The following is a 13080-nucleotide window of genomic DNA, read 5'->3' on the forward strand; positions in this document are numbered from 1 at the left end:
AGTTGACCTTTAGATTCACGCAACTGCTTTCACTATGATCCTTTTCCTTTTTGTAATGCTCATTCTCGCCCTCCTCTTCCGGCAACCGGCCCTGGCCCTCCTGGCCGCCACTTTGCTGGTCAGCCTCGGCGTGGCCCGCCTCTGGCAACGTTGGGCGCTGCACCGGGTCGAATACCGGCGACACCTCAGCCAGACTCGCGCTTTTCCAGGCGATGAATTGACGCTAACCATTACAGTGACCAATCGCAAACTGCTGCCGCTCGCGCAACTTCAGATCTTTGACGCAATCCCCAACGGCGTATACGCCATTGATGCCCCGCTCATCTTCAGCGGTAGCCGCCAGACCCACCTGCTGCGGCGCAACACCGGCTTGCGCTGGTACGAGCGAGTGATTTGGCGGTACCGGCTGCGCTGCGAACGACGTGGCGCTTTTCGCTTCGGGCCGGCGCAGGCCCAGAGTGGCGATCCATTTGGCCTCTATCGCAGTGATGCCACCTTTCCCGCCGACATTACGTTGCTTGTCTACCCGCGATTGTTACCGCTCGCCGAACTTGGCATGCCAGCTCGCGATCCGCTCGGTCTGATGCGCGCCTCAGCCCTGCTGCGCGATCCCTTGCGCATAGTTGGCGCGCGTGACTACACCCCTTCTGACCCACTCAAAGACATTCATTGGGCTGCCACAGCTCGCGCCGGGAAGTTACAAACGCGCGTTTACGAACCAACTACTTCACATACCCTGGCATTGGTGCTCGACCTCGATACCTTCGAGTTCTATTTTCAGGGCATCGACCCTGAGCTGGTCGAACACCTGATCAGCGTGGCCGCAACGCTCGCCCACAATAGTATCGGCGCCGGCCACGCCGTTGGTCTTTACGCTAACGGGGCGCCGGCAGAAGATGAGCATCTAGTGCGGCTGCCACCCGGACGCAGCCCTAACCAGTTGAGTCAGATCATGGAGACACTCGCCCGGCTAACCGCTTACTCGGTTATCCCTTGCGCCCGGTTACTGCGCCTGATTACGCCTGAACTCCACCCTGGCGCCACCATTGTGCTGATAGGCGCGATAGCCACCGAACCAATCCGCGCTGCTTTGCTGCGTTTGCATGAACTCGGCTTTCGCGTGGTCTGGCTCTTCTGTGGCGCAACGCCGCCGCCAGCAGTGGCCGGTGTAACCGTTCACTGGACGCCACTCCATCGTGAGCAGACTAACGCGGCAACGCTCCCCCATACCCCTGGGGGGTAATCCAGATTACAGACGAATGATACCCCACTATGGTATACTCCTGACTGTAAGCGACGCGATTCCTGCCGCGCCGCCAGTTGTTTTGTGTGTATTGACGCAACGGCGAGGAGACTTGTAAGTATGCATCACAAAGTTGTTATCATTGGCTCCGGCCCGGCTGGTTTGACCGCTGCCCTGTACGCGGCGCGCGCCAATCTTGAGCCGCTTGTAATTCGCGGCATGCAACCCGGTGGCCTGATTGCCACCACCAGTGAAGTTGAGAACTACCCCGGCTTTCCCGACGGGATCGGCGGCTTCGAGCTGGCCGAAGCAATGGAGAAGCAGGCTGCCCGTTTCGGCGCCCAATATCTGGAAACTATGGTGACGAACCTTGAGGTGGATCAACGTCCGTTCGTGATCCATACCGACAGTGGGCAGACTATCACTGCTGATACCATCATTGTCAGCACCGGCGCATCGCCGCGCAAACTGGGCGTACCCGGAGAAGCAGAGCTGGCCAACCGCGGCGTCAGCTATTGCGCGACCTGCGATGGTTTCTTCTTCCGTGGCAAGAAGGTCGTGGTTGTCGGCGGCGGCAACAGCGCTCTCGATGAAGGTCTCTTCCTCACCCGCTATGTCGATGAACTGGTGATCGTCCATCGTCGCGATAGCCTCCGCGCTGACCCGATTTTGCAAGAGCGCGCATTCAGCAACCCCAAAGTGCGATTCATCTGGAACTCGGTTGTAGTCTCGATCAACGGCAAAGAGAAAGTCGAGTCGGTTACGCTGCGTAATGTGCAGACCGGCGAACTGAGCGAGTTACCGGCAGATGGCGTCTTTCCCTATATTGGCCACGTACCGAATACCGAACTGTTCCGCGGTATCCTTGATCTCGACGAAAATGGCTACATCGTGACCGATGGACGCACGCGCACCAATATCCCCGGTATTTTTGCCGCTGGTGATGTGACCGACCATATTTACCGTCAGGCAGTTACGGCTGCCGGCGATGGCTGTCGCGCCGCAATGGAGGCAACCTGGTACCTGGCAGCGCAAGAGCACGAGCGCGCCAGAGCTTCTGCTGCGGCGACCGCGTAGTCTGACCAGCCAGGGTCGGTTGCGATAATCCCCTGCTGCGCTCAACGATCGAGAAGCTATCATTCAGGGTATATCCGGGTGCGGTAGCGATGTCTACCGCACTCAGACGGTATACCAGCGTCAGTTGTCGGCTGCCCCGCCGCCTCATCGCCGCCCGGCTTAAAGCTCCTGTCCGCAAGCCTGCCCCATCCCCGCCTCGGTTGCCGGCTGCCCCGCCGCCTCATCGCCGCCCGGCTTAAAGCTCCTGTCCGCAAGCCTGCCCCATCCCCACCTCAGTTGCCGGCTGCCCCGCCGCCTCATCACCGCTCGGCTTAAAGCTCCTGTCCGCAAGCCTGCCCCATCCCCGCCTCGGTTGCCGGCTGTGCAGGCAACGTATCTCCAGATCGCCATCATCGACTGCACTGAGCTACTCCCGGCGAATCGTTGCCAGATTTTTCTTGAACATCGCCCATCCGCATGTTATAGTAAAGACACCAGCTTACATCAAGGAGGTGCGCTATGGCAACGACGCCGCCCACCAACCCCGAATTAGTCGATACCAGCGCTCGTGAAGGCTACGAACATCTGGAGCAGGCCTACATCCTCGAGTACCTGCGCAGTCAGGGTCTGACCCTTGAGCAGGTACATGCAATGCCGGCAGATCAGGCAAAAGAGATTATGCGCGCCGCATCAATTTACGCCTCGGCTCAGATGGCGGTGGTCGAAGCGCGCGCGCATCTGGTTGAGGAGCTGCATGGCGGGCCGCGCGCATTGTAAAGCTTGAATGCCGGCCCACAAAAAAGGGAGGGCAGGTTGATCAGGTTGGCTGCCCTCCCATTATTGTTGCTGTTAATTTAGCCCAATACCGCGGACAATACGGCCATCGTGTCGCTCAGATCGGGCAAGAGGGCATCAGGATGATGCGCAGCCAGTTCGCTCAGGGTAAACGGACCGGTGGCCACGGCAACAGTCCGCGCGCCAAAAGCCCGACCACAGGCAATATCACGCGGAGTATCACCGATCACGACGACCTCAGCGGGGGTAAACGCTTGCTGATAGCGTTGCGCAGCGCGCGCTACCGCGATTGGTGGCAAGGCCAGCCGGTCAAAGTGGTCATCGCCATACGCGCCTGCCTCAACATCAAGCCAGGATAACAAACCGGTGCATTCCAGCTTGATCCGGGCCGCAGCGGCAACGTTTCCCGTCAACGGAGCCTGATAGGTGACCTTGGCCAGCGCGCGCAGCGCTTCAACGACGCCGGCAAAGACGGTCGAACGCGCCACCAACGCGTCACGTTGCGCCGTCAGTTCGGCGATGTACAGGGCAATAAACTCTCGCAACTGCGACTGAATAGTCTCCTCGTCAAGCGAAGGCAGGCTTTCCCGCACAATCTGCCAATCGGTCTTACCGGCATACGATGTCCGCTCGATGCGTACCTCAGGCCCAACCAGGCGGCGAAGCGCGGCGCGCATCGCATTCGCCGCAATTCCGTCGGTTGAAAGCAGCGTCCCATCGACATCCCACAACACTAATCGCTTCATCATCACTCCTGCGCGGCGACGCTCTTAGCGAGCTGGCGTGTCGCCCACCAATTCAGTTATCACCTGCAACAATTCATCAAGATCGGCTGGTTTGGTCAGGAAGCGATTAAAGCCGGCGGCAAAAGCGGCGCGACGATCACTTTCACCCAGGCCACTGAGGGCAATCGCCGGACAATTGCGCAACTCAGGCCGCGCGCGCAACAGTTGCAAGAGTTCAAAGCCATCATAGTCAGGCAATCGCAGATCGATCAGCAAGATGGCCGGCAACGAGATCGGCGCAACTAGCGCCGCTTCACCGGTTCCGGCCACTGTTACTTCAAAACCCTGGCCGCGCAGGAAGATCGAAAACAACTGTTGCATCAGCGGATTATCCTCGATGAGCACAATCTGCATGGCTCCTCCTGCGCGACAACACGCCGACGCAACGACGCAGAACTTTTGCGGCCTGAAAAAAATGCGCAGCTCGCTTCGGCCTTCTGACACCGTTGCGCTGTCGTTTACGGATACACCCCACGAGTCGTATTGGCATCGGCCACCCGTTGCACAGCCAGCAAATACGCGGCCAGACGCAGCGGAATATGGCGCTGTTGCGCCATCTCGTACACCTGCTCAAACGCGCCTACGATGATCCGTTCCAGCTTTTCGTTAATATCCTGCTCGTCCCAGAAAAACTCTTGCAGACCCTGCACCCACTCGAAGTAAGACACAATCACGCCGCCCGCATTAGCCAAAATATCAGGCACAATGATCACGCCCCGCTCACCCAGGATTGCATCGGCTTCCGGCGTCGTTGGCCCATTGGCGCCTTCGACAATCAGCCTGGCGCGAATGCGCTCGGCATTCGCGCCGGTGAGTTGATTTTCCAACGCTGCCGGAATGAGCACATCACATTCGAGTTCGAGCAGGTCGCTTCCGCTGATTCGCTCGACACCGGGCGCAGTGTAGCCTTCGAGCAGGTGAAATGGTTGACGATCGGCATAGGAACGCATTGCCGGAATATCAAGACCGCCTGCACAGTAGTAACCGCCCGATGCATCGGCCACTCCAATCACCCGGCAACCGAGTCGATGGAGCAGATAGGCTGCCGTGCTGCCAACGTTGCCAAAACCCTGCACCACCACACGCAAGCCGTCGAGTGGCCATGACAGCTTGCGTGCCATCTCGCGCACCATCAACATCACCCCGCGGCCTGTTGCTTCGACTCGCCCCAACGATCCGCCGACATTGACCGGCTTGCCGGTGATCACTGCCGGTACCGTGTAGCCGCGATGCATCGAAATCGTATCCATAATCCACGCCATAATCTGGGCATTAGTGCCTACATCAGGCGCGGGAATATCTTTCTCAGGGCCAAGCAAAATGCTGATTTCAGTCGCAAAGCGGCGCGTTAACCGCTCGAGTTCGGCCAGCGAGAGCTGTCTGGGATCGACGATTACGCCCCCTTTGGCGCCGCCGTAAGGAATGTTGACGAGAGCGCACTTCCAGGTCATCCACATCGCCAGGGCGCGCACCTCGTCAACATCAACGCTGGGATGGTAACGGATCCCCCCTTTGACCGGCCCGCGACTGAGATTGTGCTGCACGCGGTAGCCGGTAAAAACGCGGGTAGTGCCGTCGTCCATTTGCACCGGAAAATTGACGGTTAATTCCCGTTGCGGCACGCGCAAAATTGCTCGCACCTCATCGGGCAGACGCAACATATCGGCTGCCTGATCGAACTGCTGTTGGGCAACGTGAAACGGGTTGATCTGGTGAGACGCCATTGTCTTAAACCTCTCCATTGATCATCAAAAGCGCCAACTCCTTACATTGCACCTCGATCAGGCCAGATCCTTCCGCATATAGATCCACCCCTCCTGACCGAAGAACAAGCGACCAACAAACGAGCGACGGAGATGGAGGGCCTGGAAGCCCAGCCGCTCGTAAAGAGCGCGAGCGCCGTGATTGTTCTCGCGCACATACAAACCAAGATAGGCCAATCCACGACGACGAGCGTCATCTTCGACGCGTTGCAACAACGCGCGGGCCACACCGCGTCGCCGCCACTCAGGCGCAACAGCGACATCAGCAATAAAACCTTCGCCATGACCAATCTGGTGGTCGAGCAGCGATAACGCGAAGAGTGAGCGCAACGCCCCCCACAACCCCAGTAGCTCAAAAAAGGCCGACTCGGCAAAACCGCCGACCTCGCCTATCATATCACGAGTGCGCAGGCTCGTGGTACCGATCAACTGACCGCCATATTCAGCGACGAGCATGCCCCGCAACGCTGCCGGCCCTTGCCGCCGCCAGCCGGTCGCCAGCGCCTGCGCGCCACGATCACTCTTCGCGCCGAAAGCAGCGCCAAACGTATCGGCAAATGCCTCGCGATGCAGGGCAACGATAGCTTCGATGTCGCTCAGATATGCCGGTCGAATCACCAATTCGCCAGACGGTAAGCCAGCCGGAGGGGCAGCAACGGCCTGCATAGATCTGCGCTAATGTGCAGCCAGCTCAGCCAGACGCAATTCCAGCCGGTTGGCAATATCGCGGTACATATCGCCGCGCCGCTCAGCCACAGCCAGTTTTCGCTGCAAGAAGGCGATATATCCAAGCGCTGCCAGCAGCGCAATGAATGTCAACCAACGCATAATACCCTCCTTACTACATACCGCATGGCATTCTAGCGTAGATGAAAGCGGGTTTCAAGCGGTTATTCCGCTGTCACGATAGCGCCGACTAGCCTCGTGTCAGGCCAATCTGGTCAGTTGTAATGCATTGGGATCAAGACAGGTCTGCGTATCAGGAGATACATACCGGCACACCGACATTATGCCTGGTCTTCGGTTTGCGAGCGATAGCGCTGTCGCCAGGCGTGATAGATGGCAATACTACCGGCCACAGCAGCGTTGAGCGAACCGATCTGGCCAACAATTGGCAACTGGATCAGAAAATCACACCGTTCGCGCACCAGCCGGGCCATACCTGTTCCCTCTGCGCCAATGACAAGCGCAAGCGGGAGATCAAGGTCAACTTCATCAATGCCTCTGGCCACTTCATCTTGTTCCAGACCAACCACCCAAATTCCGGATCGCTGCAACGTTTCGATAGCCTGAACCAGATTGGTCACCATCGCCACCCGCAGGTGCTCTACTGCGCCACTGCTGGCATTAACCACGGCTGGCGTGATTTCGACTGCGCGCCGCCCAGGAATAACGACCCCGTGACAGCCAACTGCTTCCGCCGTGCGGAGCAGGGTACCGACATTTTGCGGATCTTGCAAATGATCGAGCAGCAACAACAAAGCGGGTTCACGTCGCTCAGCAGCCGCATTGAGACACTCTTCAAGTTCGACATAAGGATATGGGCTAGTTTCAAGCATCACCCCTTGATGGTTCGCCTCGCGCAACTGCCGATCAAGCGCCTGCCGCTCAATGCGTTCAATGGACACTCCGGCCTGCTCTGCCAGTCGAATGATTTCAGCAATCACGCCGGTCTCTTGCACACTGCGTGACACAACCAAACGGCGCAACGTTCGGCGGCGAGCGCGTAGTGCCTCGCGCACCGCGTTGCGCCCATACAGCAACTCGGTCATCATAGCCTGCTCGCTTACTTCAACATCATGCAATGTAAAGACGCAACTGCGGGGCACGATGCATCGCGTTGCGTCTTTACGGTCTAGAGGTCTGCGCTTTACAACCCCAATGCGTCTTTGATATGACCGAACAATCCCTTATCGCCATGATCGCCATCATGCGATGAGAAGGTCTGCGCCAGTTCCTGGAACAGGCGGCGCTGCTGATCGGTTAGCTTCGTGGGAATCTCCACCCGAATCACCACGATCTGGTCACCGCGACCTTGCTGGCGCAGATAGGGCACGCCCTTACCGCGCAGGCGGAAGGTCTGACCGTGCTGCGTGCCAGGGGGAAGGCGCAGCTTCTCGGTACCTTCCAGCGTCGGCACGCTCACCTCGCCGCCCAACACTGCTTGCGCAATGTTGATGGTCAGCGGGAGGATGACATCATTGCCATCGCGTTCAAAGATCGGATGTGGCTGAATGTCGAGCGCCACGTAGAGATTACCGGGCGGGCCGCCCCGCGGGCCCGCTTCGCCCTCGCCACTGATACGGATCTGTTGCGAACCATCAACACCAGCCGGCACCCGCACCGTAATCTTGCGAGTCTGGCGCACCCGCCCTTCGCCGCGGCATTCGCGACACGGGATCGGTATTACATAACCGGTACCGCCACAGGTATCGCATGTCGTGACGGTAACCATGTTGAAGATTGGCGCGCGCTGACGAATCTCGCCAGTACCGCCACAACGGGGGCAGCGGGTCGGTTCGGTGCCTGGCTCAGCGCCAGACCCCTGGCAGGCAGGGCAGGTTTCCAGGCGACGAAACTCGATCTCTTTTTCCGTGCCAAATACGGCCTCTTCAAAGGTCAGTCGCAAGGTATAACGCAGATCGGCGCCGCGCATCGGGCCGCGCGTACTGCGACCAACCCCTGCCCCACCGAAAAATGCATCGAAGATCGAGCTAAAGGGATCAACGCCGCCAAACGGATCGGCTCCCATGCCGCCAAATCCCGGTGGATTATGACCGAAGCGATCGTACATCGCTCGCTTCTGTTCATCGGAGAGCACCTCGTAGGCCTCGTTGATCTCCTTAAACTTCGCCTCGGCCTCCGGCGATTTATTGACATCGGGGTGATACTGACGGGCCAGGCGGCGAAACGCCTTCTTAATCTCATCAGGCGTCGCGCTACGGCTCACCCCGAGCACTTCGTAGTAATCACGTTTGGCGCCCGCTGTCATACGGTTTCCTCGCTACACGCGCTGCCGGCGACCATTTGATACCCGCCGGATCATCGTCATTCCTGCTCTCCGACTTTCTCGCCCTCAACCGTGCCGGCAGCGCCATTCGGCGTTGTAGCTGCCGTAATGTGTTGCAGTGCCACTGCTAGCTCGGCAATCCGATTCCGGATCGCCTGTTCATCGTCATCAGACAGCACACTGCGCAACGCAATCATCTTCTCTTCAACATCGCTACGCAAGGCTGGATCAAGACCCTCGTCTGCCTCACGCAGCGCCTTCTCAGCAGCATACAGCACGCTATCGGCCTGATTCCGCGCCGCAATCAATTCACGCCGTCGCCGATCCTCCTCGGCATGCAGCTCGGCATCACGCACCATCTGCTCGATCTCTTCCGGTGTCAGACCTGACGATGCGGTAATCGTGATACGCTGCTCCTTGCCGGTCGCTTTATCACGAGCGCTCACGCTCACGATACCATTGGCATCAATATCAAAGGTCACCTCGATCTGGGGCACACCGCGCGGCGCTGGCGGAATGCCCGACAGTTCAAAGCGGCCAAGACTCTTGTTATAGCGCGCTTCCGCTCGCTCGCCTTGCAAGACGTGAATCTCGACACTGCTCTGATTGTCGCTAGCGGTCGAGAAGACCTGGCTCTTGCGGGTAGGAATGGTCGTATTGCGCTCGATGATGGGCGTCATTACGCCACCGAGGGTTTCAATTCCAAGGGTAAGCGGGGTCACATCGAGCAGCAATACGTCTTTCACTTCGCCACCCAATACGCCGGCCTGAATCGCCGCGCCAATCGCAACTACTTCGTCAGGATTGACACTCCGGTTTGGCTCTTTGCCAAAGAAGGCGCGCACAGCGGCCTGGATTGCCGGCATCCGCGTCTGACCACCAACCAGGATCACCTCATCGATCTGACCTGGTTGCAGACCGGCATCGCGTAACGCCTGCCGCACCGGCCCCATGCTGCGTTCGATCAGATCGGCGCAGAGCTGTTCAAGGCGGGCACGGGTCAGCGTTGCTGTCAGATGCTTCGGCCCGCTCGAATCGGCAGTAATGAACGGCAGGCTGATTTCGGTCTGCATCAGCGTACTCAGCTCCATCTTGGCCTTCTCAGCCGCCTCTTTCATGCGCTGGAGCGCAACCCGGTCGGCGCGCAGGTCGATACCGTGCTCTTTTTTGAATTCTTCCGCCAACCAGTCGATAATCCGCTGATCGAAATCGTCACCACCGAGATGGGTATCACCACTGGTGGCCTTGACCTCAATCACCCCTTCGCTCAGCTCAAGAATGCTGACATCGAAGGTACCGCCACCCATATCGTAGACAACTACCAGCTCATCGCGCCCCTTCTTATCGAGACCGTAGGCCAGCGCGCTCGCAGTCGGTTCATTTACGATCCGCAGCACTTCCAGGCCGGCGATCTTACCAGCATCTTTGGTTGCCTGGCGTTGACTGTCGTTGAAGTAAGCGGGGACGGTAATTACTGCCTGAGTCACCGGCTCGCCGAGATAGGCTTCCGCATCGGCTTTGAGCTTTTGCAGCACCATAGCCGAAATCTCCGGCGGCGCATACTCGCGACCGGCCATCAACACCCGCACATCACCATTGGGAGCGGCGGTAATCTGGTAAGGCACCAGCTCTTTATCGCGCTGCACTGACGGTTCGTTAAATTTGCGGCCCATAAACCGCTTGACCGAGAAGATCGTGTTTTCCGGATTGGTGACAGCCTGCCGGCGCGCCACCTGGCCGACGATCCGTTCTCCCGACTTACTAACCGCTACCACTGAGGGTGTCAGACGTGAACCCTCGGCGTTGGGGATGACGACCGGTTCACCACCTTCGACCACCGCCACGACTGAATTCGTTGTGCCTAGATCGATTCCAATAACTTTTGGCATGGAAAAACCTTATGTACCTTTTAGTAGCACTTGAGCCGATCTGCTCTACGCTGCTTCACCCATTGTTCGCCACCATCTGAAATAGCAATAGCAGCGGCAACCGGATCATCCATTGGAGAAAGACCGGTTGCTTTCCACTGCCCTGTTGCGCTCACCCACGGCCAACCTTTACCATACTGGGGCGAATCACCCGGTCATGGAGCAGATACCCGCGCTGCAATTCGGCAATCACTTTCCCATCCTGACCTTCAGCTTCTTCATAGATTACCGCTTCGTGCAAATTGGGATCAAAATCCTGCCCCAGTGCCTCGATCGGCTTAACGCCTTCACTTTCGAGAATAGTACGCAGCTTCTGCGCAATAAGTTGCGTTCCCTGCCACCAGGCCGTTTCGGCAATCTCAGGCGGTATGCTGGCAATAGCGCGCTCAAAGTCATCGAGCACAGGCAGGAGCTTGAGGATCATGGCCGCGCCAGCATTGCGAATCAATTCGGCGCGCTCAGTCTCTGTTCGGCGCTTGAAATTGCGGTAGTCAGCCACTGCCCGCATCCATTGATCTTTATATTCCGCCGCCTGAGCTCCAGCCTGGGCTAACCGTTGCTGCAACTCAGCAATCACCACCGCCGGATCGGCGGGCGCTTCGGTAGTCGCCGTCTCAGGCGTTTCGGTCGCTGCGGTACCATCCGGATTGGTCGGTGCCGGTTTTTCCATTTCCTGGTTCGTCATACGATCCTCACATTTTATATCTTCAAACACGCTGCGCGTTCTCATCATCCACATCGACTTCCGATGGACGCGCATTGAGATTGTAGAGTTCAGCCAGTAGATTACTCATCAACGAGGCAATGTAGCGCACTGTTGAGATCGAGCGCGGATAGGCCATTCGGGTTGGCCCGATGATGCCAAGCACGCCGGCAATTGCCCCTTCGACACCGTAGCGAGCCAGGATCACGCTATAGTCGCGCATCGCATCTTCAACATGCTCACCGCCGATGATCACCTGCACCCCGCCTGAAGCCAGCGCCTGCGGAATAAGTGGGCCAAGCCCACGCCCGCTTCTGAGTATCTCCAGCGTGCGACGCATCCGCTCAATGGCCCGTTCGGCATCATCACGCCCGCTTGCGGGCAAAAATTCAGGTTGACTGAGCATTTCAAGCAGGCCATCAGAATAGATCTGTTCTTGCGTCTGCTCTTCGAACGCCATCATCGCCCGCGCCACCAGATCGACCAGGCCGCGCTCAAACTCGCTGAGCGGCATGCCGTTGAACGTTGCCACGGCAGCCAGCTCTTCGACCCGACTCAACGTCGAGTCGGCCAGCAAGTCACTTACCAGGCCCGCAGCCCGACGCAGATCCTCTGCGGTGCGCCCCGGCTCAATCGGCAACGTCTGCTGCTTGATAATTCCGCCGTGGAACACAATCACCGCCAGCGCCATCGTCTCGTGGATTGCAATCAGCTCCAGACTCTTGAAGCGGAGCTGTTCGGCGCGCGGCGCAGTCGCAACCGACGCATTGTGCGCTGTGCGGGCCAGCACGGCACACGCCAGTTGAATCCACTGATCAAGCTCGCCACGCACCTGATAGAACTGGTGGCGGATCATTCGCTGTTCAGCGGGGGACAGCGACGAGCGTTCCATCAGGTTCTCGACGAAAAAGCGATAACCGGCGTCAGTTGGGATCCGACCGCCCGAGGTGTGCGGATGGGTAAGAAACCCAAGCTCCTCGAGCGCAGCCATGTCGTTGCGCACGGTTGCCGATGAGACAGGCAACCGGTATTTGCGCACCAACGTCTCAGACGCAACCGGCGTAGCCGTGTCAACAAACTCTTGAATGACCAGCTTGAGTATCGTCTGCCGACGCTCGGTCAGAGGTCCGCTCATCGCTGTGTCCTGCCTCGCTGGACGCTGGTTAGCACTCGTGAGGCTAGAGTGCTAAGACTTGTAACGTAAAAGGTTGGCGTGCATCTGATGCACGCCGCTAAAGAGTATACCATAAGTTGAAGTGCTTGTCACGGGGGTAGTTTACTACATTGCCCTACAAGCCGGTACATATTCCAAACACTACCAGCCTGGTAGCAACATACTCGTTCCCCACTGCTCCACTTTGTTCTGCCACGAAACAGTCGCATGCGACACCGACAGGCTCCCAGTCAGTGTTTGTTTCATCATCGCGCGTTAGCAATACCAACCCACTATCACGCCTTTATACCCCCAGGATCAGCGCCTGTATCAGGCAGCACCATCATCGTGTAGCGATTACTCGCTACATCAGTTGCCAATACAGAAGTTCGGATAACGCAGCCAATGACGTGCTGGTCATAGTATACGTATCGTTGTTGCCAGCAGGATAGAGCTGGAACTACAGCGCCAGCCTGGCGCTTGACAGAGGTCACAGTGCAAAGGCGCCGACCGAACAGAGAATCTGTACCTGGCTGGCAGGTACAACCACACCGTAGCGAAGCTCCTGGCTCGCTACCCGCAAACAATCGCTCTGACCACATCGCCAGGTGACATCTGTCACCTGTTGCGAATCTTCCAGGGAG

At 58.2% G+C, this 13080-nt stretch carries 13 protein-coding genes; 3 read left to right on the forward strand and 10 right to left on the reverse strand.

Annotation, left to right across the window (positions count from 1 at the left end; genetic code table 11):
* Positions 1–34 precede the first annotated feature (34 nt).
* The 3 genes from Q0650_RS07880 to Q0650_RS07890 all read left to right on the forward strand — a co-directional run bounded on the left by Q0650_RS07880 (position 35) and on the right by Q0650_RS07890 (position 3076).
* Positions 35–1243, forward strand: a complete 1209-nt coding sequence (locus Q0650_RS07880) for a DUF58 domain-containing protein (protein ID WP_298817618.1) — start codon at positions 35–37, stop codon at positions 1241–1243.
* 120 nt (positions 1244–1363) lie between these two features.
* Positions 1364–2320, forward strand: a complete 957-nt coding sequence (gene trxB, locus Q0650_RS07885) for a thioredoxin-disulfide reductase (protein WP_298817620.1) — start codon at positions 1364–1366, stop codon at positions 2318–2320.
* Between the two features lie 498 nt (positions 2321–2818).
* Entirely contained in the window at positions 2819–3076 is a 258-nt protein-coding gene (locus Q0650_RS07890; protein ID WP_298817622.1) for a hypothetical protein, read from the forward strand.
* A 77-nt stretch (positions 3077–3153) separates the two neighbouring features.
* Here Q0650_RS07890 and Q0650_RS07895 read toward each other — a convergent pair whose 3' ends face one another.
* From Q0650_RS07895 to hrcA, 10 genes are all read right to left on the reverse strand, one after another.
* A complete protein-coding gene (locus tag Q0650_RS07895; protein ID WP_367280805.1) occupies positions 3154–3843 on the reverse strand; it encodes an HAD family hydrolase in 690 nt (229 codons plus the stop codon).
* A gap of 21 nt (positions 3844–3864) precedes the next feature.
* A complete protein-coding gene (locus tag Q0650_RS07900) occupies positions 3865–4233 on the reverse strand; it encodes a response regulator (protein WP_298817624.1) in 369 nt (122 codons plus the stop codon).
* 104 nt (positions 4234–4337) lie between these two features.
* The gene (locus Q0650_RS07905; protein ID WP_298817626.1) at positions 4338–5603 is read right to left on the reverse strand and encodes a Glu/Leu/Phe/Val dehydrogenase; all 1266 of its coding nucleotides are present in this window, start codon (positions 5601–5603) and stop codon (positions 4338–4340) included.
* A gap of 57 nt (positions 5604–5660) precedes the next feature.
* The gene (locus tag Q0650_RS07910) at positions 5661–6308 is read right to left on the reverse strand and encodes an N-acetyltransferase (protein ID WP_298817628.1); all 648 of its coding nucleotides are present in this window, start codon (positions 6306–6308) and stop codon (positions 5661–5663) included.
* Positions 6309–6317: 9 nt separating this feature from the next.
* Entirely contained in the window at positions 6318–6470 is a 153-nt protein-coding gene (locus Q0650_RS07915) for a hypothetical protein (protein ID WP_298817630.1), read from the reverse strand.
* 179 nt (positions 6471–6649) lie between these two features.
* A complete protein-coding gene (gene rlmB / locus Q0650_RS07920; protein WP_298817632.1) occupies positions 6650–7417 on the reverse strand; it encodes a 23S rRNA (guanosine(2251)-2'-O)-methyltransferase RlmB in 768 nt (255 codons plus the stop codon).
* A 95-nt stretch (positions 7418–7512) separates the two neighbouring features.
* Positions 7513–8634 carry a molecular chaperone DnaJ gene (gene dnaJ / locus Q0650_RS07925; RefSeq protein ID WP_298817634.1) on the reverse strand — a complete coding sequence of 374 codons (1122 nt, stop codon included), beginning with the start codon at positions 8632–8634 and terminating at the stop codon, positions 7513–7515.
* A 56-nt stretch (positions 8635–8690) separates the two neighbouring features.
* The gene (dnaK, locus tag Q0650_RS07930; protein ID WP_298817636.1) at positions 8691–10541 is read right to left on the reverse strand and encodes a molecular chaperone DnaK; all 1851 of its coding nucleotides are present in this window, start codon (positions 10539–10541) and stop codon (positions 8691–8693) included.
* Between the two features lie 151 nt (positions 10542–10692).
* Positions 10693–11265 (reverse strand): nucleotide exchange factor GrpE, encoded by a 573-nt coding sequence (gene grpE, locus Q0650_RS07935; protein WP_298817638.1) that lies wholly within the window; start codon positions 11263–11265, stop codon positions 10693–10695.
* Positions 11266–11287: 22 nt separating this feature from the next.
* A complete protein-coding gene (gene hrcA / locus Q0650_RS07940) occupies positions 11288–12418 on the reverse strand; it encodes a heat-inducible transcriptional repressor HrcA (protein ID WP_298817640.1) in 1131 nt (376 codons plus the stop codon).
* Between the last annotated feature and the right edge of the window lie 662 nt (positions 12419–13080).

Origin of the sequence: uncultured Chloroflexus sp. (assembly GCF_937129525.1) — a bacterium.
Classification (GTDB): Bacteria; Chloroflexota; Chloroflexia; order Chloroflexales; family Chloroflexaceae; genus Chloroflexus.

Bases quoted from the DNA above. Each gene is read 5' to 3' on its own strand.
- Q0650_RS07880 (WP_298817618.1), top strand. From the start codon at position 35: ATGATCCTTTTCCTTTTTGTAATGCTCATTCTCGCCCTCCTCTTCCGG.
- trxB (WP_298817620.1), top strand. From the start codon at position 1,364: ATGCATCACAAAGTTGTTATCATTGGCTCCGGCCCGGCTGGTTTGACC.
- Q0650_RS07890 (WP_298817622.1), top strand. From the start codon at position 2,819: ATGGCAACGACGCCGCCCACCAACCCCGAATTAGTCGATACCAGCGCT.
- Q0650_RS07895 (WP_367280805.1), bottom strand. From the start codon at position 3,843: ATGATGAAGCGATTAGTGTTGTGGGATGTCGATGGGACGCTGCTTTCA.
- Q0650_RS07900 (WP_298817624.1), bottom strand. From the start codon at position 4,233: ATGCAGATTGTGCTCATCGAGGATAATCCGCTGATGCAACAGTTGTTT.
- Q0650_RS07905 (WP_298817626.1), bottom strand. From the start codon at position 5,603: ATGGCGTCTCACCAGATCAACCCGTTTCACGTTGCCCAACAGCAGTTC.
- Q0650_RS07910 (WP_298817628.1), bottom strand. From the start codon at position 6,308: ATGCAGGCCGTTGCTGCCCCTCCGGCTGGCTTACCGTCTGGCGAATTG.
- Q0650_RS07915 (WP_298817630.1), bottom strand. From the start codon at position 6,470: ATGCGTTGGTTGACATTCATTGCGCTGCTGGCAGCGCTTGGATATATC.
- rlmB (WP_298817632.1), bottom strand. From the start codon at position 7,417: ATGATGACCGAGTTGCTGTATGGGCGCAACGCGGTGCGCGAGGCACTA.
- dnaJ (WP_298817634.1), bottom strand. From the start codon at position 8,634: ATGACAGCGGGCGCCAAACGTGATTACTACGAAGTGCTCGGGGTGAGC.
- dnaK (WP_298817636.1), bottom strand. From the start codon at position 10,541: ATGCCAAAAGTTATTGGAATCGATCTAGGCACAACGAATTCAGTCGTG.
- grpE (WP_298817638.1), bottom strand. From the start codon at position 11,265: ATGACGAACCAGGAAATGGAAAAACCGGCACCGACCAATCCGGATGGT.
- hrcA (WP_298817640.1), bottom strand. From the start codon at position 12,418: ATGAGCGGACCTCTGACCGAGCGTCGGCAGACGATACTCAAGCTGGTC.